The sequence below is a fragment of the Rheinheimera sp. EpRS3 genome, assembly GCF_001513785.1.
GTDB lineage: Bacteria > Pseudomonadota > Gammaproteobacteria > Enterobacterales > Alteromonadaceae > Alishewanella.
Genome location: NZ_LNQS01000009.1, coordinates 47,626 through 71,778, shown reverse-complemented (window position 1 = coordinate 71,778; position 24,153 = coordinate 47,626). Strand labels below are relative to the sequence as shown.

16 protein-coding genes are annotated in these 24,153 nt (G+C 48.5%); 6 read left to right on the top strand and 10 right to left on the bottom strand.

The genetic code is table 11. The features are described 5' to 3' along the window. Positions 1 to 56: 56 nt before the first annotated feature. Positions 57 to 1,034 carry an HTH-type transcriptional regulator CysB gene (gene cysB / locus AR688_RS12775; protein WP_068234358.1) on the bottom strand — a complete coding sequence of 326 codons (978 nt, stop codon included), beginning with the start codon at positions 1,032 to 1,034 and terminating at the stop codon, positions 57 to 59. A 149-nt stretch (positions 1,035 to 1,183) separates the two neighbouring features. On the opposite strand from cysB, the gene AR688_RS12770 reads away from it, so the two are divergent. Together AR688_RS12770 and AR688_RS12765 are read left to right on the top strand one after the other, a co-directional pair. Beyond that, complete coding sequence (locus tag AR688_RS12770; RefSeq protein WP_068234355.1) at positions 1,184 to 1,876, top strand: sensor histidine kinase; 693 nt, start codon at positions 1,184 to 1,186, stop codon at positions 1,874 to 1,876. A 75-nt stretch (positions 1,877 to 1,951) separates the two neighbouring features. Then, on the top strand, positions 1,952 to 2,716 hold the full coding sequence (locus AR688_RS12765) for a hypothetical protein (RefSeq protein ID WP_068234352.1): 765 nt from the start codon (positions 1,952 to 1,954) through the stop codon (positions 2,714 to 2,716). Positions 2,717 to 2,797: 81 nt separating this feature from the next. Here the strand turns inward: AR688_RS12765 and topA are convergent, their stop codons facing one another. Beyond that, positions 2,798 to 5,380, bottom strand: coding sequence for a type I DNA topoisomerase (gene topA / locus AR688_RS12760; RefSeq protein ID WP_068234350.1), 2,583 nt, complete (start codon positions 5,378 to 5,380; stop codon positions 2,798 to 2,800). A 224-nt stretch (positions 5,381 to 5,604) separates the two neighbouring features. On the opposite strand from topA, the gene astB reads away from it, so the two are divergent. After that, complete coding sequence (gene astB, locus AR688_RS12755; RefSeq protein ID WP_068235869.1) at positions 5,605 to 6,948, top strand: N-succinylarginine dihydrolase; 1,344 nt, start codon at positions 5,605 to 5,607, stop codon at positions 6,946 to 6,948. A gap of 56 nt (positions 6,949 to 7,004) precedes the next feature. On the opposite strand, the gene AR688_RS12750 is transcribed toward astB, so the two are convergent. After that, positions 7,005 to 9,218 (bottom strand): beta strand repeat-containing protein, encoded by a 2,214-nt coding sequence (locus AR688_RS12750; RefSeq protein ID WP_068234347.1) that lies wholly within the window; start codon positions 9,216 to 9,218, stop codon positions 7,005 to 7,007. A 173-nt stretch (positions 9,219 to 9,391) separates the two neighbouring features. Here AR688_RS12750 and AR688_RS12745 point away from each other — a divergent pair, with 173 nt between their 5' ends. Beyond that, positions 9,392 to 10,726 (top strand): dicarboxylate/amino acid:cation symporter, encoded by a 1,335-nt coding sequence (locus AR688_RS12745; protein WP_068234344.1) that lies wholly within the window; start codon positions 9,392 to 9,394, stop codon positions 10,724 to 10,726. Positions 10,727 to 10,779: 53 nt separating this feature from the next. Here AR688_RS12745 and sohB read toward each other — a convergent pair whose 3' ends face one another. Together sohB and AR688_RS12735 are read right to left on the bottom strand one after the other, a co-directional pair. Then, the gene (gene sohB, locus AR688_RS12740; RefSeq protein ID WP_068235866.1) at positions 10,780 to 11,775 is read right to left on the bottom strand and encodes a protease SohB; all 996 of its coding nucleotides are present in this window, start codon (positions 11,773 to 11,775) and stop codon (positions 10,780 to 10,782) included. A gap of 95 nt (positions 11,776 to 11,870) precedes the next feature. Continuing rightward, positions 11,871 to 14,228: a VolA/Pla-1 family phospholipase gene (locus AR688_RS12735; protein ID WP_068234341.1), complete on the bottom strand. Its 2,358-nt coding sequence runs from the start codon at positions 14,226 to 14,228 to the stop codon at positions 11,871 to 11,873. 225 nt (positions 14,229 to 14,453) lie between these two features. Here AR688_RS12735 and AR688_RS12730 point away from each other — a divergent pair, with 225 nt between their 5' ends. Next, positions 14,454 to 15,197: a YciK family oxidoreductase gene (locus AR688_RS12730; protein WP_068234338.1), complete on the top strand. Its 744-nt coding sequence runs from the start codon at positions 14,454 to 14,456 to the stop codon at positions 15,195 to 15,197. A gap of 78 nt (positions 15,198 to 15,275) precedes the next feature. Here the strand turns inward: AR688_RS12730 and AR688_RS12725 are convergent, their stop codons facing one another. After that, entirely contained in the window at positions 15,276 to 16,472 is a 1,197-nt protein-coding gene (locus AR688_RS12725; protein ID WP_068234335.1) for an amino acid aminotransferase, read from the bottom strand. A 41-nt stretch (positions 16,473 to 16,513) separates the two neighbouring features. Next, positions 16,514 to 17,224, bottom strand: a complete 711-nt coding sequence (locus AR688_RS12720) for a GAF domain-containing protein (protein WP_068235863.1) — start codon at positions 17,222 to 17,224, stop codon at positions 16,514 to 16,516. A gap of 162 nt (positions 17,225 to 17,386) precedes the next feature. Between AR688_RS12720 and AR688_RS12715 the strand changes: the two genes are divergently transcribed. Next, complete coding sequence (locus AR688_RS12715) at positions 17,387 to 17,785, top strand: translation initiation factor (RefSeq protein ID WP_082694769.1); 399 nt, start codon at positions 17,387 to 17,389, stop codon at positions 17,783 to 17,785. 164 nt (positions 17,786 to 17,949) lie between these two features. On the opposite strand, the gene AR688_RS12710 is transcribed toward AR688_RS12715, so the two are convergent. The 3 genes from AR688_RS12710 to AR688_RS12700 all read right to left on the bottom strand — a co-directional run bounded on the left by AR688_RS12710 (position 17,950) and on the right by AR688_RS12700 (position 24,134). After that, on the bottom strand, positions 17,950 to 19,632 hold the full coding sequence (locus AR688_RS12710) for a M28 family metallopeptidase (RefSeq protein WP_068234332.1): 1,683 nt from the start codon (positions 19,630 to 19,632) through the stop codon (positions 17,950 to 17,952). Positions 19,633 to 19,698: 66 nt separating this feature from the next. Continuing rightward, complete coding sequence (locus AR688_RS12705; protein ID WP_068234329.1) at positions 19,699 to 21,003, bottom strand: amidohydrolase family protein; 1,305 nt, start codon at positions 21,001 to 21,003, stop codon at positions 19,699 to 19,701. Between the two features lie 11 nt (positions 21,004 to 21,014). After that, positions 21,015 to 24,134 carry an amidohydrolase family protein gene (locus AR688_RS12700; protein WP_068234327.1) on the bottom strand — a complete coding sequence of 1,040 codons (3,120 nt, stop codon included), beginning with the start codon at positions 24,132 to 24,134 and terminating at the stop codon, positions 21,015 to 21,017. Positions 24,135 to 24,153 lie beyond the last annotated feature (19 nt).

Here is a 24,153-nt window from a genome sequence, read left to right as displayed (position 1 = left end):
CCAGGCAAAAACCAGCCATGCGGCTGTAATACCCGGGTGCGGCCCAAAGCAGCAAATCAGCGCACTGGTAAATCAAAGCGGGCAAACATGCGGTCGATCTCTTCCTGATTACGCAGCATATTGGCTTTTTCTACCACATCTTTTGTCAGATGCGGAGCAAAACGCTCGATAAAATCGTACATATAGGTGCGTAAAAACGCGCCTTTGCGAAAACCGATTTTCGTAGTGGAGGCGTCAAACAAATGACTGGCATCTATTGCGACTAAATCTTTATCCAGCGTTTTGTCCATCGCCATAGAGGCAATAACCCCAACGCCAAGGCCCAGACGAACATAGGTTTTAATAACATCGGCATCGGTGGCAGTAAACACAATTTTCGGCTCCAGTCCCTTAGCGGCAAAAGCTCTGTCAAGCTCAGATCGGCCGGTAAAACCAAATACGTAGGTCACTATCGGGTGCTGCGCAACATCTTCTACAGCAATTTTTCCACCCAGTTGCAGCAACGGATGATCCTGGCGCACTATGACGCTGCGGTTCCAGTGATAACAGGGTAACATCACCAGATCGCTGTATAAATGCAAGGCCTCTGTGGCAATAGCAAAATCGGCATCACCGCGCGAAGCCGCCTCAGAAATTTGTTGCGGCGTGCCCTGATGCATATGCAGCGACACCTTAGGATATTTATGCATAAAGCCACTGATCACCGGCGGTAATGCATACCGCGCCTGTGTATGAGTAGTAGCGATATTCAGTTTGCCCTGATCCGGCAATGTGTGCTCTTTGGCAACCGCTTTAATACTTTCAACTTTTGCCAGAATTTGCTGGGCTATATCAATAACATCACGCCCGGCGGGGGTAACATGTGTCAGATGCTTGCCGCTGCGGCCAAACACCTGAATACCCAGCTCGTCTTCCAGCATACGCACCTGTTTACTGATACCGGGCTGCGACGTATACAGGCTTTCAGCGGTAGAGGAAACGTTTAGATTGTGGTTCAGCACTTCAACTATATAACGCAGCTGCTGCAATTTCATGTGTCACTGGTCCGGTAATGGCATATCATTGCTCAATATACCTATATGGCAGGATATTCCAACTAATTTTTATTTATCTGCTTACTAGAACTAATGGTAGCTAAAACAGGCTACACGCGCGCATTCCCTGCGTGCTTATCGGAGGTTACATGACATCAGATGTTCAGGCCATAGACTTTGCTTCTGTATTGGCCTCTACCGTGCATGATATGAAAAACTCACTTTGCATGCTGATACAGTCTACGGAGTTTATTCAGCAGGAAAGTACTCAGTTATCAGAGCCGGCAAAAGATGAACTGGCCCGGCTTAACTATGAAGCTAACCGGCTCAACTCCAACCTGCTGCAGTTGCTGTCGCTGTACCGTTTAGAGCGTAACCAACTGCCGGTACAAATTGATCAGCACTATATTACCGATCTTGTTGAAGAAATTTTACTTAAAAATCAGTTTTATACTGAACAGCGTAGTTTTTGTATTCAGGTAGAGCACGCTGCTAACCTGCACTGGTTTTTTGACTACGATCTGATGTCAAACCTGCTGAACGATGCGGTCGCCAATGCGCTGCGTTATGGCAACAAACAGATATTACTCAGGTTTGAGCAACTGGCAGACAGATTACAGATAGAAGTGCATGATGATGGCCCCGGCTTTCCGGAGTTTATGCTAAATACTGACGCACTGGACATGAACACACCAGATTTAACCAACAATCACACCGGACTTGGAATATTTTTTGCTAAGCTTATTGCCAAAGCCCATGCCAATAAAGGCCAGTATGGCGCGGTTGAATTGTTCAACGGTGGTGTCTATAACGGTGGCGTACTCAGGGTCACTTTACCCTGAGTAATACAGATAGCTGTTATTTCAGTTGTTTTGTGATTAATATGAGTTGTAGAACCTGTCCATAATGAGGTTGGAATGCTGGTAACCTTGATCATTACACTGATAATTGCATTGGTAATTATTGCCGTTATTGTCAGTGCTATTCAGCAACATAAGGAACGGCTGGCAACGCTAAAACGGGCAGAATACAGCAAGTTACGCGCTGTACTGGAGGACAGTGAAGAATTATTGGTAAATTCTGCCAATGTGCCATTATCGCCCGCTGTCAGCCAGATGCTGCTAAAACGTGTCGCTTTTACGTTGCGGGCCATGGTAGAGCTTGAACCCGGCGCACGCGATCTCAAACAACGCCTGCAGGAAACTGAAAGCCAGTTAACCAACAGCCCCCCCGACAGCGGCACGCCGGCTGAATCAGTCACACTGCCAGACAATGATCAGCAACTGATAGGGATGATTAAAGGCATAAAGCGCCTGCGCACTGTACTGCGCGGTGAACATGCCAGGGGCAATGTTGATACCCAGATGGTGATCCAGGAAGATCGTCGCCTGGAAGTGCTGCAGCTTCGCATTAATGTTGAAAGCCAGATTAAACGCGGTAATCAGGCCCGCACCAATAATATGCTTGGCTCTGCCCGGCAGTACTTTGAGAAAGCGCTAACTGCACTGACAAATACGCCCCACCAGGACGACTACACCAGCACCCGTAAATCTGAAGTGCTGCAGGCACTGGAAGACATTGCTACTCAGTTAAAAGAGGGCAATGTGCGCGATCGTGAGAAGAAGGAAGAAAAAGAAAACAAAGATTTAGACGAACTGTTTGCGCCTAAACGCAAATGGTAACTTTATAGTGTTATACGAAACAGGCCGCTAATGCGGCCTGTTTTTTTACTGTGGGGAATGCCCTTATTTAGGGCTAGCCCCTTATTTGCTAACCACCCATTTGCCATTTTCATACCAGGCAGACCAACCGGTAGCTTTGCCGTCTTTTTCCGACATCACATATTGCTGCTTGGTTTTACGGCTCCAGCGCACTATTGCCGGGTTGCCATCGGGATCTTTTACCGGCGCATCGGCCAGATAATAGAACTTCGGCGATAACTGAGCGCGGTATTTAGCTAACTCTGCCACTAACGGCGCCCGGGTTTCACGTGATTTAGGGAACGTAGAGGCCGCCATAAACAACCCGGCAGCGCCATCGCGTAGTACAAAGTAGGCATCTGACTTTTCGCATTTCAGCTCTGGCAAGTGCACCGGATCTTCTTTTGGCGGCGCGGCCTCGCCATTTCGCAGCAGCTTACGGGTGTTTTTACAGTCACTGTTAGTACAGCCAAAATACTTGCCAAAACGGCCTGATTTTAACTGCATATCGCTGCCGCACTTATCGCACTCAATAAGCGGGCCATCGTAGCCTTTAATTTTAAAACTGCCCTGCTCTACCTGATAACCATCACAGGCTGGGTTATTACCACAAACGTGTAGTTTACGCTGCTCGTCAATCAGATAGCTGTCCATGGCAGTGCCGCACTTAGTGCAGCGTTTTTTCTGCCGCAGTGCTTCGGTTTCCATTTCATCTTCGTCGCTGACATTCACTGCCACATCACCTGAAACCAGGTTCATTGTGGTAGTACAGCGCTCTTTCGGGGGCAGGTTGTAACCGGAGCAGCCTAAAAACACCCCGGTAGAAGCCGTACGAATGCCCATAGGCCGGCCACAGGTTGGGCAGGCGATGTCGGTAAGCACAAACTGATTAACGCGCATGCCGCCCTGCTCAGGGTCATTTTCAGCTGTTTTCAGTTTTTGATAAAAATCACCATAGAAGCTATCGAGCTCTTTGCGCCACTGCGCCTGACCATTGGCGATGTCATCAAGCTTTAACTCCATATTGGCAGTGAAATCGTAATTCATCAGGTCGTTAAAGTTCTCAACCAGGCGATCGGTAACAATTTCACCCATTTTCTCAGCGTAAAAGCGCTTATTTTCTACCCGGACGTAACCACGCTCCTGAATAGTTGAAATAATGGCCGCATAAGTAGAAGGCCGGCCAATACCGCGTTTTTCCAGCTCTTTAACTAAGCTTGCTTCGCTAAAACGGGCGGTAGGCTTGGTAAAGTGCTGACCGCTTATCAGCTGTTCAAGACTTAGTATTTCGCCGGGTTTAACGTCAGGTAAAACGTTGTCTTCTTCATCTTTACGCTTCACTGCCGGTTGTACTTTGGTCCAGCCGTCAAAACGCAGCACCCGGCCTTTGGCTTTAAGCTCAAAATCACCGGCTTTTACAATAATATTGCTTACGTCGTAAAGCGCTGGCGGCATCTGACAGGCCACAAACTGACGCCAGATCAGCTCATACAATTTGCGGGCGTCAGCTTCCATATCAGCCAGGCTGGATGCCAGTACGTTAACATCGGACGGCCGGATAGCTTCGTGCGCTTCCTGCGCATTAGCTTTGCTGCCATAACTTAACGGCTGTTCCGGCAGATATTTTTTACCAAACTGTTCAGTAATATAATCGCGACAGGCAGCAACCGCATCGGCGCTTAAATTAGTAGAATCGGTACGCATATAAGTAATGTGGCCAGCTTCATATAAGCGCTGTGCCAGCATCATGGTTTTCTTTACACCGTAGCCCAGCCGTGTGCTGGCAGCCTGTTGCAGGGTTGAGGTAATAAACGGCGCCTGCGGCTTACTGCTGCTGGGTTTATCCTCACGCTCCTGCACGGTATAACTGGCTTTATTTAACAGCGCCAGGGCCGCATCAGCCTCAGCTTTGTTTACCGGCTTAAAGGCTTTGCCTTGTTGCTTAGTGACATCCAGTTGTAATGCTTGCTTAGCTGCCGTGTGCGTATCAGCAGCTATAGTCCAGTATTCTTCCGGCACAAAGGCTTTAATTTCGCGCTCACGCTCTACTACCAGGCGTACCGCAACCGATTGTACGCGGCCAGCCGATAAGCCTCTGGCGACTTTTTTCCATAGCAAAGGCGACACCATAAAGCCCACCACGCGGTCTAAAAAACGGCGGGCTTGCTGGGCATTTACCCGGTCGACATTCACTTCACCAGGTTCTTTAAAAGCATTTTGAATGGCATTTTTAGTAATTTCGTTAAATACCACACGTTTAAACTTTTGCTCTTCGCCACCGATAATTTGCTGCAAATGCCAGGCAATAGCTTCTCCTTCACGGTCTAAGTCCGTTGCCAGATAAACGGTGTCAGCTTTTTCTGCCAGCGCTTTTAGCTCTTTCACCACTTTTTCTTTGCCGGGCAAAATCTCATAGCGCGCTTTCCAGCCATGTGCCGGGTCTATACCCATGCGGTCGACCAGCGCCTGGTATTCTTTCTCTTCTTTACTCAGCGTTTTACTGGCAGCAGATTTTTCTTTACTGCTGCTGGTGGGTAAATCACGAATATGACCTACGCTGGACTTTACGACAAAGTCATTACCGAGGTATTTGTTAATTGTTTTCGCTTTTGCCGGTGATTCGACTATAACCAGTGATTTCGCCATCTTAATCCCGAGATCCCTAACATTTTGTGCATGCCAATTATGCTGCTTTTTTAACGTATATCCGTAAACCGCAGTTGTGACAAGTGAATAAACTCATTATTATGCAAACCAGCTCATTTTCAGAGCTGTCTGGCGAAACCTTCGCCAATCCAAATGAAGCATCCTCAAGTGGCCGCAAAAATAATAAAAACAGTGCCCTTTCCAAACAAGGATATAAAGCAAAAATGAAATACTTTGAAGCAAACTTCGATGGGCTGGTAGGCCCAACCCATAACTATGCCGGTTTATCTATCGGCAATGTTGCCTCACTATCTAACGCAAAGAACAGTTCCAGCCCGCGTCAGGCTGCCAAACAGGGCTTAAGTAAAATGAAGGCCCTGCATGACCTGGGTTTAGTGCAAGGTGTGCTGGCACCACAAGAGCGGCCCGATCTATACACTCTGCGCCGCCTTGGCTTTACCGGTACAGATGCACAGGTAATTGAAAAAGCTGCCAAACAAGCCCCCGCTGTGTTTAAAGCCGTTTGTTCAGCCTCCAGCATGTGGACAGCCAACGCCGCCACCATATCACCCTCTGCTGATACTGCTGATGGCAAAGTGCATTTTACCCCTGCCAATCTTACTAACAAATTTCACCGCTCACTTGAACCTGTTACTACAGGCAAGATTTTGCAGGCAATGTTCCGTGACTATCAACATTTTGCGCATCATACACATTTACCGGACAATGATCACTTTGGTGATGAAGGCGCCGCGAATCATACCAGACTTTGCAGCGCTTATGGCAAACGGGGTATTGAACTCTTTGTATTTGGCCGTTATGCGTTCGATAGCAGTAAACCGGCACCACAGCGTTTTCCGGCCCGCCACACGCTGGAAGCATGCGAAGCGGTAGCAAGGTTACATGGTTTAAGTGCAGAGCATGTGGTGTATATGCAGCAAAACCCCGATGTGATTGATCAGGGTGTATTTCATAATGATGTTATCGCCGTGGGTAACCAAAATGTGCTGTTTTACCACCAACAAGCCTTTATCGACAGCCAGCAAAAGCTAACCGAATTGCAGCGTAAGTTTGGTAATAACACAGAGCTGCATCTGATTGAAGTAAAAGACAGCGAGGTTTCTGTAGCCGAAGCGATTAAAACTTACCTGTTTAATACTCAGGTGGTGACGTTACCCGGCGGCGAAATGGCCATTATTGCGCCAACAGAATGCCAGGATAGCCCCGCGGTGTCGTCCTATCTGGCAGCGCTGACAGAGCGCAATACACCGATAAAACAAATCCACTACTATGATGTTAAACAAAGCATGCGTAACGGCGGCGGCCCAGCCTGTTTACGTCTGCGCGTAGCCATGAGCGAGCAGGAAAAACAAGCCGTAAACCAAAACGTGCTGATGAGCGATGCGTTGTTTACCCGGTTAAATCAGTGGGTAGATAAACATTATCGTGATGAGATTTCCGAAGCCGATCTGGCCGATCCACAGTTGCTGCTGGAGTCCCGCACAGCACTGGATGATTTAACCCAGATTCTGGATCTGGGTTCGGTGTATCAGTTCCAGCAAGAATAAACCAGGTGATTTAGATAGAAAAAAAGGGAGCTGGTTTAGCTCCCTTTTCGTTCTAGTTACAGCGCATCACCACAACTATTACTGAATCCTAATGGATTAGCAGGAGGAGGCGAAGTTTCAGTAGTCACATCTTCTGCAGATATGGGTAAACCATATTCACGGAACGTAACATTTTCAGTTCCTGCGGCGGTACCACTAACTTGCAAACGAACATCGATCCAAGCACCATAGTCCTGCGGGTAAGTTATAGTAAATATTGCTATGCCACTATCGTCTGCAGTCACAGTCCGCGGCACAACAGCCACATTGCCTGGGGTTAACTGGCCATCAAGGTTTTCATCTTCACCAGGATCCAAGATACCATTAAGATTTGCGTCTTCATTTTCACAGCTAGCAGTAACATTTGGCTCCCAAACCTTAAATGCTGCTGGCGCAGGAGGTGATGCAATCCAGAAGCCTTTACGATACCCCGTTGGTACAACTGCAACATTGAGTGCCTGATTTGCCACTGGGTTACCTGAACTATCAGTTACAATAACAGAGAACTCTTTTGCATAAGTGCTGATGCTGGGTTTAGTAATAACGTTACCCGTACCAAAACGGAAAAACAACGTGCGTTTACCAACGGCAATGTCTGTCTCGTCCGATATAGCGTTGTTGTTTTGCAATGCCGCTTTAATGACCAGATTCAAGCCTTCAACACCGGCTCCGGTATTAGTGTCAGCTGTAAACACCGTAGAAGCTATGCCTTGAGAGTTGGTTACAGCCGTTCCGGTGCTAATTACGCCACCAGCGGCATTATCCAGAGAAAAAACAACAGTCTGGTTTTTTACCGGGTTATTGTTAACATCACGAACGATTGCACGTATAGCGCTAGACTCGCCAGCACCAATCTGAGCAGGAAATGCCTGCGTTTCAACTTTTGTCGGGTTAACAGCAACGAACTCTACTACCTTCTTCGCGCTGACGGCATCCTCACCTACTCCACCAGTTGCACTGATTGTCGCCAGGCCGGCAAATTGCGAACGTACAAAAGTTTGTGCTAAACCATTAGCGTCTGTAACATCCTGAGCAGTTACAGCACTACCCAGATTAGCTGCAGCATCAGCAATTGCACCTCGGGTAGTATTAAATACAATATTTTCACCCACATTAGCTGCGCCGTTAATCAACCACTCCACCTCAAGTTCCTGAGCAGTATTCAGATTAACTTCCAGTATTTCAGCTTCATTTGCGCCAGCCACAAATGCAAACTCATCTGCGCTGACGTTCAGTGTTATTGTGCTGGTTGCGCCTAATGCGGCAACAGTTAATGTATCAACACCAGAATTCACTGCGGTATAAGTAAAGGTGGCCTTGCCGGCAGAGCCAGCAGTTGCCGGGCTGGTATCGCTTAAGGTATTACCCAAAGCTGACGTCACTTCAATCTCGGTGTTTGCAATGCCAGTATCATTTGAGTCTGTTAAAAATACGTCTATTGAAGCCGTATCGCCTAAGACCACAGAGTTAGGTGCAGCCACTTCAATTGAAGTGCCAGACACGGCCACAGTTAACTGTGACGCTTGCTGTTGCACGATTGCAGTCACGACAATATCACGATTGTTTTTGTTGGTTTGAGTCGTCAGGGTAGCCTTCGCAGTACCGTTAGCAGCAGTTACTGCATCAACCTGCACTAATTCTCCGGAATCACTTGCGAAAGTAACAGGAACGCCAGCTATTACAACGTTATTGGAATCACGAACCAGTGCCGTCAGTTCTACTTTAGCTGACGCACCAGAACCTAACAGCAAACTATCCGCAATTAATGCAACAGATCCTACCGTCACATCAACCTGATCACCACCATCACCGGCAGAGGTAAAACCAGCATTAGCCGTGGCTTCACCAAAAATAGCGGATACGGTACCCGCACCGCTTTTACTGCCAACTAGCAGGCTGATGGTTGCGACACCATTACTATTAGTCAGTGCAGTACCAGCAGAACTGCCTAAAACAGCCAGCTCGGTATCACTAAGAGCAAAGTTGATAACCTGATTAGCAATGCTGCCGCTATTCGTTGCAGTTAACGTTGCCGTTATTGTTAATGGGGTTGCCTGGGCTAATGCTGTGGAAGCAGTGCCTGCAGAGTTAGTTAATGTTACGGCTAAGCTGTAAACCGGTGTAGTGTTGCCACCGCCTGTACCGCCGTCAGAGTCAAGAGTACCACCGCCACCGCAGGCTGCTAACATAGTTAAAAGCAGCGCAACGATAAGTTGCTGAACGTTTCGCATTAAAACTCTCCCAAGCTGTTTTTTATTATATAGTTTTTGTTAATTCTGTATCTTAAACCATTAATCTGGCAAGCGTGATAGCAATTTATAAAAAAAAACCAGCACAATCTGCCTTTCCAGAGGCCAACCTGTTAGGCTTAGAGCCACTGCTTAATTAAAACTAGTCTGATGTTATGACAGGAAATAAAAAACTTGGGTTAACTGCCCGTATTGTAATTGGTATGGCGGCAGGTATTCTGGTCGGCTTTTTCTTCAAATGGCTGCTTGCAGGTCAGGACGAACGAATACTGCATATTCTGGGTATGGAACTGCCACTTAAAACATTCTTTATTGACGGTATTTTTCATATTGGTGGCGAGATTTTTATAGCCAGTTTAAAAATGCTGGTTGTGCCGCTGGTGTTTGTCTCTCTGGTGTGTGGCACCTGTTCGCTGTCTGACACCTCAAGCCTGGGCAGGCTTGGTGGTAAAACTATCGGTCTTTACCTGATAACTACAGCGATAGCCATCACTCTGGCTATTTTTGCGGCCTTGCTGATAAACCCGGGCAAAGGCGTAGAAATGCAGTCTGATGCCAGTTTTGATATAAGTGAAGCGCCGCCGTTATCTCAGGTATTTATTGATATTTTCCCGAGTAATCCTATTGAATCTATGGCTTCTGGCAATATGCTGCAAATTATTGTTTTTGCTGTATTATTTGGCCTGGCAATGGCATTAAGCGGCAAAGCCGGTGAACGGCTGGCGGCTGTTTTTAATGATCTTAGCGAAGTTATTATGAAGCTGGTAACGCTGCTGATGAATCTGGCCCCTTATGGTGTGTTCTTTCTGATGGCAAAACTGTTTACCACACTCGGGTTTGAAACGATTGCTAGTCTGGCGAAATATTTTGCGGTAGTAATGATCGTGCTGATATTACATGGCCTGGTCGTTTATGGCTTGATATTAAAGTTGTTAACTGGCCTGAACCCGTTAATTTTCTTCCGTAAAATGCGTGATGCCGCTCTGTTTGGTTTTAGCACCTCCAGCAGCAACGCCACTATGCCGGTTACGATGGAAGCCGTAACCAAAAAGTTAGGTGTTAAAAACAGCATAGCCTCTTTTACCGTGCCGCTTGGCGCCACTATTAATATGGACGGCACGGCAATAATGCAGGGCGTAGCCACCGTATTTATTGCCCAGGTTTTTGTAGTGGATCTGACATTAGCCGACTATTTAATGGTAATAGTTACTGCCACGCTGGCCTCTATCGGCACAGCAGGTGTACCTGGTGTAGGATTAATTATGCTGGCAATGGTGCTGCAACAGGTTGGTTTACCGGTAGAAGGTATCGCACTGATTATTGGCGTTGACCGTTTACTGGATATGACCCGCACTGCAGTGAATATTACCGGCGATGCGATGGTGTCATGTATTGTAGGTAAAAGTGAGAATGAGTTCGACGTTAATGTTTTTAACGACATTAACGCCGGAAACAAAGAGGAAAGTGTCGATTTTCATCATCTGCGCTAACCGCTAAACTATCCATCTGCGCTAGTCGCTAAGCAGGCAGTTAACTCTGCCTGCTAACCTATCCTTGATTGCTGCATCAGTTTTTGCCACCACACCGATAAAATATTTGCCGAACCGATGCCGACTTTTTCGGCAATGCCTTTGCGCAGCTGATACCGCACCTGAAACAGATCCCGCTGTGGCATTTGCGACAATAAATAAGCGTCGCTTGTCTGAATTTCATCCACCAGTTTAAGCGGCAAAGCCTGGTAGCCAAACCAGTGCTCACCGGTGGCAACCTGATCTATATCCAGCTGTGGCCGGTGATCCTGCACAAACTGTTTAAACAACTGATGCGTTTGCTCCAGTTCCTGCTGAAACTTTTGCCGCCCTTTGTCATTGTTCTCACCAAACAGCGTTACCGTGCGTTTGTACTCTCCGGCAGTAAATTGCTCAAAATCAATATGGCCTTTTTTCAATAACTTATTAAAGTTAGGTAATTGCGCAATAACCCCAATAGAGCCAACAATGGCAAAAGGTGCCGCCAGGATTTTATGGCCAATGCAAGCCATCATATAGCCGCCGCTGGCAGCAACTTTATCAATAGCCACAGTCAGGCTTAATTCAGCTTTGCGCAAACGGTCAAGCTGCGATGCGGCCAGGCCATAGCCGTGCACTACACCACCACCGCTTTCCAGGCGCAGTAATACTTCGTCTTCCTTGTCGGCAACCGCCAGTATTGCAGTCACTTCTTCGCGCAGCGACTCTGCCTCACGAGCATCCATACTGCCATGGAAATCAACCACAAACAGCCTGGGTTTTGTTTCCGTTTTTTTGCTCTGTTGTGTTTTTTGCCATTGCTTAAACTGTTTTTTATCCAGCAACTGCTGCTGCATATCTTCAGTTACGGCTTTGTACTGCGCAGTTAAATCGGTAAATTGCAACTGGCCTTTTTTCGGCCTGGCTTTACCCGCAGCGGCACCGGCGATTAAACCGATAATTACAGCAACGGCTGCTACCAGCGTTACCGCTTTGGCCAGAAACATCCCATATTCGTATATAAACTCCAAGACAGGCTCCTTAATAACGTTTTGCTGCATTGTAACGGCTTTGACAAAAAGAAAAAGCCCGGCGAACCGGGCTTTACATGATAGAACAGTACAACTTAGTTAGCTGGCGCTAATACCGCCGGATTAGCTACAACCACTGATGCGCCCTGAGTAGCCAGGAAGGATGCTACGTGAGTTTGCATTTCAACCGTAGCTGCTGCACTACCAGCCGCTGGGTCAAGTAACGAGCTGTGAGTGCCGGCAGTAAAGCGGGCAATAACATTACCTGCCAGTTGCTGCGGCCCGGCAACAGCGTTAATAGCAGTTGCACCCAACAGTTTAGCCAGTGGCTCAGTACCGCCCAACGGCATACCTACCGTCTGGTTTGGAATAACCCGATCAGAGGTAGCCGAGTTAATACCGGAACCAATCACTTCTGAAATGTACACCGGTGTCTCGCTTGCAACCAATAACTGGGCATAGTTGTTTGGATCGCCGGCATCGGTAATAGTTTGCGCCGCAAAGGCAAACTGGGAGATAGTGGCCCTGATAGCTGCCAAAGTGGCCGCAGTGCTCTCACTCTCAGCCAAGCTGGCTAAGTACGCGTCAACATATTGCGCGGCACAGCCGGTGAAACTGGCCGGATTGGCCGCCAGTGCCATACAGGGGCTTTCATCTTCCAGGTAGTCAACAAAACCAGGCTGTAGCGCATCTGCGCCCAGAATAACGCTGGCGCGGATGAGTGCGCCAAAATTGGCAGACTCAAGCAGGAAATTGGCTACCGCACCACCTGGTACAGATAAGGCAGCAGATTTCATATTGTATGCTGCATCAACTGCGGTAATACCTGATGGTGTATTGGCAACTGCCACCGCTGACGAGCCAGTGATAGAGCCCAGCGACATACCCAGCAGCTGAACATTAGCCATATTCAGGCTAATACCTTCAATGCTGTTTAGTGCCAAACGCAGCGCCAGCGTATCAGCGATACTTTGGCGTAAGTTGTCACGGGTAACCAGCAGGTTAGACAGGTTCATATATACAGTGGCATTGCCATTTGCTACACCACAACTTTCACCCGAAGCATTAATACCCGTAAAACCACGTGAACCATGTAACGGTTGATCTATCGCTACTGTGGCAAAACCCTGCTGAGTTAACGCTGCAGTAACCGCCAGCATATTTTCTTTGCAAGAGGTAATACCGTGCGCCATTATTACTACCGGCCAACCAGCGGCAGGCGCCGGTGCATTTGGCGCCGTCATAATAACGTCAACCGACTCATATGAATTGATTTTTGGGATCGGGTTAAATTTCGTCAGGTGGCGGCGGCTATCCAAACCAAGATCACGTAACTGCACAGCCTGAGTCGCCGTTAATGCCATACAGACACCATCGTTCTGGGATTGTGCAGCAGCAGGAATAGTACCGGCAGGCGCCTGAGCCAAAATAGCGCCGCTATCGCAAGCAGCTGTCCAGCGGGTACTTAATGGCGCTGATGTTGCTGAAGCAGTTTGTGCCCCTAAATAATAAGGCAGGTTAAAACTGCCGCTATACAGCATTACATTATCAAAAGACGGATTACCGGTAAGCGGTGTTCCAGGGAGCATTGATACCGGCGCTACAGCGGCCACTTCAAGTGCAGAAGGTGCATAAGGCGAACCCGGTGCAGCCATTAGTGACTTTACCGTTGCCAGCACATTCGAGATCGATTGTGTAGTCATTGCCGCCGTATAAATAATACTGTCGCGGTTAACGCCTTCAGCTTCGATAACGTCTTCAAAACTATTAATCAGCTTTTGTAATGATAACTGCGATGGTGTGCTTAACGGCAGCGTTTCGTCGTCTTGTTTTACCAGTTCATAAGATGTCGAAGGCGCAACAGAGTTACCATTATTGTCTTCAATTAATGACGTCAATACTGTCATATAAGTGGTAGCGGGCTTCAGCGGCCGCAGTGGCACAACAGCTATGCTGTTACCACTTACAGCAGTCACAAAATCCTGACCAAAGGTCAGCTCTGCTACTACCTGACAAGCAAAGCCCTGGTTAGCCGTTCTGCACTCTTCTACTGCTGAAGTAGAACCCTGCATGACCACTTCAAACAGCCGGACTGCACCGGGCTGCTGCACTGAGCTGGCTTCTAAAGCCGCGCCAGGAGCTATATCTACAGCAATAGAATAAGGGCTTTGGGTCGACCAGCCATCTAACGCACCTAATGCAACCTGTGGGTTAGTGTAATCAGGCTCTGTGCCAGAGTCGGTGGTTAAAGTGCCATCAGTAGTGCCTTGAAATAATAAATCATTTGGCACTGACAGCCTTGGTGTGGCGGCACCCGGATCGAATACTACTCTGGAATATGGTTTAACGGTGTTGTCGCCGGTATCTTGCTTAATATCATCTAAAGAATCACCGCCACATCCGGTTAAACCCAATGCAACCGCGACAGCCACACTCAGTGTCAGCTTATTCATAGTTTCTCCCCTATCCTGTCTCTTATTTTTTATATGCAAAGCAAAAACTTACCTTGCTTATTGGAAACCTGTTGTACATATAGCCTGTAACAGCTACGACCAGTTAAAGTTAACTCAAACCAACCAAAATCGCTAGCTGAAAAATACAGAATAAACGAAGAAAGGTGCAAATAGCCCCGTTTGGGCGTATGCTTTCGCCGTTTTTGCAGCAACAGGTGACATTTTATGCACAATTATCAAGCAGCTACAGATGCATTAAAAGACAAAGTAATTTTAGTTACCGGTGCCGGTGATGGCATTGGTAAAGAAGCGGCATTAACCTATGCCCGTTTCGGTGCCAGCGTTATCCTGCTGGGCAAAACAGTCAGCAAGCTAACCGCAGTTTATGATGAAATAGTGGCCAATGGTGGTAAAGAGCCAGCTATAGTGCCGCTTGATTTAAAAGGTGCTACCGCGAAACATTACCGCGATATGGCTGCCACTATTACCGCTGAATTCGGCAAACTGGACGGTGTACTGCATAACGCCGGTATTCTGGGTGTGTTAAGCCCATTTGAACATATTGACTTGCCCACCTGGCAAGACATTATGCAGGTTAATGTCACCGCGCCAATGCTGATGACACAGGCATTAATGCCGGCACTAAAATTATCCGCTCAGGCATCTGTCGTTTTTACCTCTTCCGGCGTTGGCCGTAAAGGCCGTGCGTTCTGGGGTCCTTATGCGGTATCTAAGTTCGCCACAGAAGGCCTGATGCAGGTTATTGCAGATGAGTATGACAACAGCACCGTGCGGATAAACTGCATTAACCCGGGTGCGACCCGCACCAAAATGCGCAGCCGTGCCTATCCGGGCGAAGATGTTAACCTGTTAAAAACCCCGGCGGATTTAATGTGGCTTTATGTTTATCTGATGAGTGACGACAGCATTACTGTTAACGGCCAGACTATAGATGCACAGGTAAAATAGCTGCATAACAAAACGGCCTCTTGCGCGGTAAGGCGCAAGAGGCCGTTTTATTTACTCACTTTGCTGTATAAAACCAGCCTAGCCTTTTAATACTGTTGCCACTGATTTAGCGAAGTAATTAATATTGCTGTGGTTTAAACCAGCAATACTGACCCGACTTGAACCCACCATATAAATGCTGAATTCGCTGCGCAGGCGGTCAATTTGCGCTTTGTTAATACCTAAAAAGCTGAACATACCGTGCTGACGGGTAATAAAGCTGAAATCCTGCTGTACACCTTCAGCAGCCAGAGTGTCGATAATCAGCTGGCGGTAGTTGTTAATGCGATTACGCATTTCGGCCAGTTCCTGATGCCACAAGCTGGTTAGCTCATTGCTATCAAGAATATTGGCAACAATAATGGCACCATGTGCCGGTGGCATAGAATAAATACTGCGCACTACACTTAACAGGTTTACTTTGGCAACATCCGCTACTTTGCTATCTACTGCAACGATAGATACTGCACCAATACGCTCACGGTATAAGCCAAAGTTTTTTGAGCACGAGCTGCACAGAATCATCTCATCAACGTTATCTGCCAGATAGCGCAAGCCTTTGGCGTCTTCATCCAGGCCGGTACCAAACCCCTGATAGGCCATATCAACTAAAGGCGTAAAACCACGCTCTTTGGCGATATCAGTAAAACGCTGCCACTGGGCAAAGGTTAAATCCATCCCGCTGGGGTTATGGCAACAAGCATGCACCAGCACTACATCGCCAGCCGGCACTGTAGCAAGCTCGGCAAACATAGCGTCTTCGTTCAGGCCTTTGGTGTCATAATCGTAATAAGTGTATTCTTTTACGTTCAGGCCAGCGGCTTTAAACATAGAGATATGGTTAGCCCAGGTTGGGCTGGTTACCCAAATAGTCGCATTCGGGTTAGCTTTTTTAATAAACTCAGCCGCGACGCGTAGTGCGCCTGTGCCGCCTGGGGTATGTGCTGTAGTAACACGGTTAGCCAGCAATACTTTGTGGCCAATGCCAAACGCCAGTTTTTCGATGTGGGCATTAAAGCCCAAATCACCGGCCATACCGATATAGGTTTTGCTGTCTTCCTGCTTCAGGCGCAGCGCTTCAGCTTCTTTTACGCATTTCAGTACCGCCGTATGGCCTTGCTCGTCTTTATACACCCCTACGCCGAGGTCTACTTTGTTCGGGTTTGTGTCTTCTTTATAAGCTGCCATTAAACCTAGAATTGGATCGGTTGCCACCGGTTGTAACTGAGCAAACATAGTGTTCTACCTGAGTTAAAGTTGCATGAAAAAAGCTACGGTTATGGTAAATACGCCGGCACGGTTAAACATACCGCCACCAGTAAAGCCAAAGCATCCGCCGTAAATACGTTTTTATTAAAATCTTCTGCATCGACAATGCCGGCTATTTTGCCTGATTGGCTAAACAGAGGCAAACAAGCCTCAGCCTGCACTTTAGGATCGCAGGTGTAATATTCGCCACCTGTGCCTAAATAAGCCGCCACATCATTAATAACTTTGGCTTTGCCGCTTAAACCTACCGTGCTGTTATTACTGATTTTGGCAAATTCACTATTTAACGGAAATTCAGCGCGCGATGGCGCACCATAATAAGCCAGTTTTACCAGCACAAGCTCACCTGCGCCGTTGGCACGGGCCTGATAAATACCAAACCAGTCCAGTGCAGAATGTTCGCGGTAAAATGCAGCAATAAGGCTTAGCTGTGTAAGTGCATGCTGATTGGCCGCATTTTGCCCACCCAAAATTGCCGTTAAATCATAGGGCTCATCTGCCAGTTGGCCAAACAGCGAGCAAGCGCCGCCCTCGCCTAACTCCGGCACTTTATATTGCCATTGCACCGCAGGCGCAGTTGTTGCTGTTAAAAAAGCCTTCAGTTCGGTTTGGCGCTGTTGTACTTTTTCAGCAAAAGCCGCCAGTGAAACGTCGTCCAGATACGCCTGTATACCGGCGTGTGCAACATAGTCTGATACAGAAACAGCATCTCGTGACATTATAGCCATCCAGATTTCTAAAAGTTGCTGAACATTCTACCAGAAGCGGTTGAAAAACCAAGTCAGTCGGCAACAAGTTAAGGAAATTGTTGCCGCGGCTTAAGTGGATGTTTAAGCTGACAGCTGTGTAAAGTAAGCGAAGTAAAGTAAGCGAACCCACTTATGGCAGGCAATAAAATTTCACTGGCCGACTGGCAGGCAAAAATGAACCCGGCAGGTGCAACTGCTGCAGTAAAAGACGATACGAATCTGGTGTACAGCACCGACAGCGGCAAAATAAATGCAAAACCCGCAGTCAAACCGGTGGCAGAAGCTTTTGCCGATGGCGCAGTGCGCATAAGGCGCGAAACCAAAGGCCGCGGTGGCAAGGCGGTATTGACTATTAGCGGTATTGCCAAACCACATGACGAACTGGTGTTGCTGGCAGCGAGACTGAAAAAGAAATGTGCCTGTGGCGGTGCAGTAAAAGATGGCGTGATTGAAATTCAGGGCGATAAGCGCGAGCTGGTAGAGCAGTTATTACAGGCCGAGGGCTTTAAAACTAAATGGGCTGGTGGTTGACGCCACATCCTGAACATCAGAGTCCTGCGCAGTAAAGCCGAACCGGTTTGCTCACGCTAACACGCCGTAAACCCATCCCTGGGGGCTCGTCTCAGCCCGTCCTGGGCTTCAACGGTTAGCTTAGAGCAAACCGGTTCTCTATATCAGTGTCGTTGAGTAGAGCCTTACTTCACCGCTTCACGATTATACGGCTGGCCAACGGCGCCGTTAAAAAAGCTGTCTTTTAACCAGTAAGGTCGCTGCGTGGTGTTGGCAATATCCAGCGCAATATTAAAGTTAATATTGGCAAACACCGCACCAGCGTCATAGCGGATTGCACCGTAGTCTTTAATCAGGCTGGGAATATCATCTGATGGCTTATGATAGTGCTTGGCAAAAAAACTGGCCCAGATTTTACCGCCATCCTGCTTTGGATCCTGCGATTTAAAACCGGTCATTAAAAATACTGCCGGTACGCCTTTTTTCACCAGGGTATAGTGATCTGAGCGGGTAAAAATAGCCTGCTCCGGCATAGGATCTGCGCTTAGCGCTATGCCCTCTTTCGCCGCGGCGTTTTCTACCACTTTACCCAGCGACGAATGGTTAGCACCAAAAGCGATCATATCGGCAAACGGATACAGTAATACCGGCATATCCAGGTTAACGTTAGCCACCAGTTTATCTATTGGCCGGGTGGGGAAATGCGCAAAGTAATCGGCACCCAGTAAGCCTTTCTCTTCACCGGTTACCACCACAAACAAAATCGAACGCTTTGGTTTTACCGGCAACTGGGCAAATAAACGCGCGGTTTCCAGTAAAATAGACACACCGGCAGCGTTATCCATGGCGCCATTGTTAATTTTATCTTCGTTGCGTAAGTCGTTGCTGTAGCCAATATGATCAGAGTGCGCCGTGACCACAACGTACTCATCTTTCAGTACAGGATCCGAACCCGGTAATACCGCAATAACGTTGGGGCTGGAAATATCTTCATGGCTGCTGCTACGGCTTAAGCTAGCCGATACACCAAGCTGAAATCCCACAGGGTTTTGCTTGTTTTCCAGTTGGGTAAAAATATCCGCCAGCGATTGCGGCGCTTTGGCAAACAGTGCAGCAGCGGCTTCATGATGCACGTAGGCTCCACCTTTTAAATCCGGGAAGCTGTCAGCCGGCGTACCATCGGCTTGCAGCCACTCCATGCCCGGAGTATTTAAATACAACAGGCTGTTGGCATAAGGCCGCACTTTTTCCTGAGCCGGGGTGTGCACGGTAATAATACCTACTGCACCGCGCTCTGCTGCTAAACGGGTCTTCTGGCTGCTTAAGTGCGCCGCTTCTTCACTTGGCAGGCTGTCCGGCCGGCCAGTTAGCAGCACGACTATCTTGCCTTTTACATCCAGATTAGCGTAGTCATTTAAACCAAACTCTTCCGATACCATGCCATAACCGGCAAACACCAGCGGTGCGGTAATGTCGGTTTGGTTGTACTGCAAACTCGGGCCGGTAAAAAAGGCCTTGGGGTAACTAAGCTGTGTATCTTTGCCATCGGTATGCAGGGTAAATTTAGCGCTTTCCTGTGCTAAACGCGCCTGGCGCAGCGGCACACGCTGGTAATAGCTGCCATTATCACCTGCGGGCTCCAGGCCCAGTGCCTGTAATTGCGTGGCAATATACAACGAGGCAATTTCATGCTCTTTACTACCGGTTTCACGCCCGGCCAGCTCATCCGCGGCCAAAAACTGCATATGGGCTTCAATGGCTTTAGCGCTTGCCGCCGTAGCAGCGGGGGCTGGATCTGATGACTGCGTAGCAGCACAACCGGCTACTACAGCCAATAGCAATGCAGCGGGTATAAATTTGCTTTTCATAGGGTTTCCTTTAAAAACAACAGTGCCAGCATGAGCTGGCACTGACTTTACGGCAACAGATCCAGCTTAGTTTATCCGTTGCTTATATTTGTCGTGTAACTGCTTATGGCGGTTGTTTAAGTCAACTTCCCGGCCATCAATCCACAAGTGAGTGACCTTGTGACCCAGATAATCGAAAATATCTCCGTCAGACACGACCAGGCTGGCAGCTTTGCCTACTTCAATGCTGCCAATTTTATCGGCAACACCGGCAATTTGCGCGGCATTAATGGTAACAGAACGTAACGCCTGCTCTGGTGTTAACCCAAAGCTTATGGCCTGGCCTGCTGCAAATACCAGATTGCGGGTATCCCAGTAACCATCAAGCGACAACGCGTAGTTAACACCGGCATCCTGCAAAGTTTTCGGCACGGTAAACGCCCGGCTGTAGTTTTCATCGCCACGGCTGGGTAAACCATAAGGTGCAGTGTAAATAACTGCCACTTTAGCTGCTGCCAGCTCATCGGCCAGGCGCCAGCTGTCACGGCCGCCAACAATAATCAGCTTAAGGTTGTACTCTTTAGCCAGCAACATAGCCTGGCGAATTTGCCGCTCGTCATCGGCATGCACAAACAGTGGCCGTTCACCTTTAAACACGGCCAGCATTTCATGCCAGCGCGAGTCTATGCCTCTGTTTAACCCGGCTTGCTCAGCATCATAATATGCTTTTGCTGCCTGAAAATACTGCTGCAGTTTAGCCAGTTGCTCAGCATTGGCTTTGCGCACTTCGTCGGCCGGTTTTGGGTTCCAGCGCGAACCCAGCGTACTGGCATTAGGCCAGCGCACATGCAAACCGGTGCCGTCAGCGACTACAGCATCCTGATAATTCCACGCATCTAACTGCATCAGGCTGGACTGGCCCATCAGCATACTGCCGTCCGGGTAAATCATGCTGTAGGCAAAACCATTGCTGCGAATGGTTGGGATAACCTCTGAGTCGGCGTTGTAGCCCACTTTGGCTTTAATATCCGGGTTAGTCTGGGTTACTTCACGCGAATCGTCGGTAGAGCGCACAGCCTCTATTTCAATTAAGCCCAGCTGGTTAGCCAGGGCTATCAGGCCCGGATACAGGTGTTTGCCGTCCAGCGCCAGCACCGTTGCGCCTTGCGGCGCGCTCAGGTTTTGGCCAACAGCCGCAATTTTACCGTCCACAATTAATACATCACTGTCGGTTTTTACACCATCGGTTACGGTATGAATGGTCAGGCCGGTTAACAGTAACGGGCCTTCGGCCGCTTTACCCGGCACCATATCGTGCGCCAGTGCTTGTGTGCCGCTCAGGCTGCCTGCTAAGGCAGCAAACAGGCTTAAACAGGTTTTAGAAAGTTTCATGCTGCTGCTCCTTAGTGTTTGTGGCCATGGCCGTGGCTGTGAATATAACTGCCGATGTTCCACCAGTCGCCCTGATCTTCACAGTGCCATTCTGGTTCATCCTGCTTGTAAGCATCTTTGCTGCCGGCTTTAGCGCTGTCATCTGCGCTCAGCACTTTTTGGATCAGCGCAGTTTTTTCAGCTTCCAGCTGTTGTTGCAGCTGTTTATCCGTATTGATATCGAAGTACTTAGTACCTTCAATCCAGGTTTGTTGTGCCTGGCTGTATACCGATAGCGGATGGGTGTTCCACAGCACAAAATCGGCCTGCTTACCGGCTTTAATTGAACCGGTAACCTTGTCTATTTTCAGCTGCATCGCCGGGTTAATGGTGACCATTTTCAGTGCTTCGTGCTCGTCCATACCACAGTACATCACTGATTTAGCCGCTTCCTGGTTCAGGCGGCGCTGTAAACCAGCATCGTCTGAGTTAATGCTGACATTCATCCCCTGTTCGGCCATTAAGCAGGCGTTAGTTGGAATGGCATCCTGTACTTCCATTTTATACGCCCACCAGTCGGCAAAGGTAGAAGCGCTGGCACCATGGGCCTGCATTTCTTTGGCGGTTTTATAGCCTTCCAGAATGTGGGTAAAAGTAGTGATGTTAAAGCCCATCTCATCGGCCAGCTCAATCAACATCAGAATTTCTGACGCTACATAAGAGTGGGTATGAATAAAACGCTGCTTATCCAGAATTTCTACCAGTGCTTCTAAGCGGTAATCAATACGTGGCGGCGCTACCTGCTCGCGCTGGCGTTTAGACAGTTTGTCATAAGCTGCCAGTTTGGCTTTGTACTCTTTGGCGGCAACAAAAGCATCACGAATGGTGGTTTCAACACCAACACGGGTTTGCGGATAACGCTCGGTAAAGGCATCACCCCAGTTAGATTGTTTAACGTTTTCACCCAGAGCAAATTTAATACTTGGCGGTGCGGCTTTCATTTTCAGCCCCTGAGCATTTTCGCCCCAACGAAACTGAATAACCTGAGCCTGGCCACCAATAGGGTTGGCACTGCCGTGCAGCAGCTGTGCGGTAGTAGTACCACCGGCTAAACCACGATACAGGTTAATATCTTCCGGGTTTATTACATCAGCAATACGCACTTCTGAGGTTACTGCATCGGTACCTTCATTGACACCGGCCTCAATAGCGACATGCGAGTGCTCGTCGATAATACCGGGCGTAAGGTGCATGCCGGTGCCGTCGATAACGTCAAAACCACCTGGCGTACCCAAGTTTTGACCAATCTTATCGAACTTGCCGTTGCGCACTATCACGTCGGTATTTTCAAGGATACCGTCTTTTTCTGCTGTCCAGACTGTGACATTTTTAATATGCACATTCTGTTGTTTAGCTAAGACCGGTAAGCCGTAAGCTCGGTTAGGGAAAGTTAATTTAGACAGCATCACGGTGTCTGGCTTGCTGGCTGCGGTTTTGGCCGGGCTTTCTGTCAGCGGCTGACGCTGTGCCGTTACCAACTCGGTGCTGCTGCCAAGCTGCCATTTACCTGTCAGGCTGTTATCCGCTAACTTGCCGCTAAACTGCGCTACCTGCTTATCGCCGGTAAGCTCAGCCAGATTCAGGTTAAACTGCAACAGTTGCTGTTGGCTGTGAATATGCTCTAACTTGACGCTTTTTGCTGCAGCGCCGCCAGCCTGTAACACGGCAGAGCCACTGAGTTTATCGGCATGGCCGGTTAAGGTAACTTTAACAGCCTTACCTGCAACAGACAGTTGGTAATCGCCGGCAAAGTCTACCGGGGTTATGGCTTTAATATTGTGCTGCTGGCCACGCACCCAGGTGGCCACAATTTCGCCATCAGCAAATAAATCGCCGCTGGCCAGCACTAAGTCGGCCTGATAACCAGGGGCAATTTTACCCAGCTTGTCGGCTACGCCACTCAAACGGGCTGGCACTGTGGTTAATGCAGCCAAAGCGGTGTCGGCAGATAAACCATACTGCACGGCTTTGCGTAAATTAGGCCAGAAGTCTTTAGTGTCTTTTAACTTGTAGGTGGTTAGTGCAAAAGGCACGCCAGCCTGCGCCAGGGCCGCAGCGTTTGCAGGTGCGCGCTCCCAGTGGCGTAAATCGGCCAGGTTCACATCCAGCTGATCGGCCACCTGCTCTACCGCAGGCGCCGCAGGGAAGTTAAGTGGTAAAATAAGGCTGCGCCCGGTGGCTTTAATTTCATCCAGCCGCACATATTCAAAACCAGAACCCACCATAGCGGCATTGTTCAGTTTGAACTCATTTAACAACAAGTGAGCGCGCAGTAAGGATCTGTCGTCACCGGTTTCAAACACCGCGCCTTGCTGGTTAATATTGGCCAGGTTTTGCAGTGCCACATTAAATTCAACCGGCTGGTTAAAATAACGCACATCGGTTTTACCGTAAGCCTGGCTGTACCAGTTGGCGTCACTTAATGTCTGGCGGATAAGCGCCATACTGCCCATCAACGATGACGGGTAACTTTGCTTTGACGAACCTTTGCTAAAAGCCATAAATTGCGGGCCATCAGCTTTTAGTACCAGTTGATTTGGTAAACCTTCACCTAAGGAGCTGACAAAAGCCTGGCCGCGGAAAATACCATCAAAACGGGCTGACTGCGTGGCAGTAAAACCGAGTTTGCGTAAAGCCTCTGCAGCTTTGGCATCAGGCTTAAATTCACTTACCCAACGCTGCTGGGCATGAATGGCGTCATTGCTGGCATTGCCACCTTTGCGCTCATTTTTATACACCGGCGCATCACGATAGCTGCCGGGTTTGGCTGGCTTGGCTGCCTCAATACCATATTGGGTATAAGGGTCGATAAAGCCCGGATACAGCGTATAGCGGCTGGCATCAATTTGTTGATAGCCCGCTGGCACCTTTACACTGGTGCCTACCGCACTGATGCGGCCATCGGCAATTAATACGGTGGCATTTTCCAGTTTTTTACCGGGTTCGGTATAGACCGTGGCACCGGTCAGGGCGATTAAATTGGGGGTTTTATCCTGGATACCTTGCAAGGGGCTGGTCTGGTCGGCGTGGCTACTGGCGGCAAATACCGTCAACAGCGCTGCGCTTAACAGCGACAAACGCTCTGAAGTCATAACATGTTCCTGAATTAAG

Bases quoted from the DNA above. Each gene is read 5' to 3' on its own strand.
- topA (WP_068234350.1), bottom strand. From the start codon at position 5,380: ATGGCGAAATCACTGGTTATAGTCGAATCACCGGCAAAAGCGAAAACA.
- AR688_RS12720 (WP_068235863.1), bottom strand. From the start codon at position 17,224: ATGTCACGAGATGCTGTTTCTGTATCAGACTATGTTGCACACGCCGGT.
- AR688_RS12765 (WP_068234352.1), top strand. From the start codon at position 1,952: ATGCTGGTAACCTTGATCATTACACTGATAATTGCATTGGTAATTATT.
- AR688_RS12745 (WP_068234344.1), top strand. From the start codon at position 9,392: ATGACAGGAAATAAAAAACTTGGGTTAACTGCCCGTATTGTAATTGGT.
- AR688_RS12750 (WP_068234347.1), bottom strand. From the start codon at position 9,218: ATGCGAAACGTTCAGCAACTTATCGTTGCGCTGCTTTTAACTATGTTA.
- astB (WP_068235869.1), top strand. From the start codon at position 5,605: ATGAAATACTTTGAAGCAAACTTCGATGGGCTGGTAGGCCCAACCCAT.
- AR688_RS12725 (WP_068234335.1), bottom strand. From the start codon at position 16,472: ATGTTTGCTCAGTTACAACCGGTGGCAACCGATCCAATTCTAGGTTTA.
- AR688_RS12700 (WP_068234327.1), bottom strand. From the start codon at position 24,134: ATGACTTCAGAGCGTTTGTCGCTGTTAAGCGCAGCGCTGTTGACGGTA.
- AR688_RS12715 (WP_082694769.1), top strand. From the start codon at position 17,387: ATGGCAGGCAATAAAATTTCACTGGCCGACTGGCAGGCAAAAATGAAC.
- AR688_RS12735 (WP_068234341.1), bottom strand. From the start codon at position 14,228: ATGAATAAGCTGACACTGAGTGTGGCTGTCGCGGTTGCATTGGGTTTA.
- AR688_RS12705 (WP_068234329.1), bottom strand. From the start codon at position 21,003: ATGAAACTTTCTAAAACCTGTTTAAGCCTGTTTGCTGCCTTAGCAGGC.
- cysB (WP_068234358.1), bottom strand. From the start codon at position 1,034: ATGAAATTGCAGCAGCTGCGTTATATAGTTGAAGTGCTGAACCACAAT.
- AR688_RS12770 (WP_068234355.1), top strand. From the start codon at position 1,184: ATGACATCAGATGTTCAGGCCATAGACTTTGCTTCTGTATTGGCCTCT.
- AR688_RS12710 (WP_068234332.1), bottom strand. From the start codon at position 19,632: ATGAAAAGCAAATTTATACCCGCTGCATTGCTATTGGCTGTAGTAGCC.
- AR688_RS12730 (WP_068234338.1), top strand. From the start codon at position 14,454: ATGCACAATTATCAAGCAGCTACAGATGCATTAAAAGACAAAGTAATT.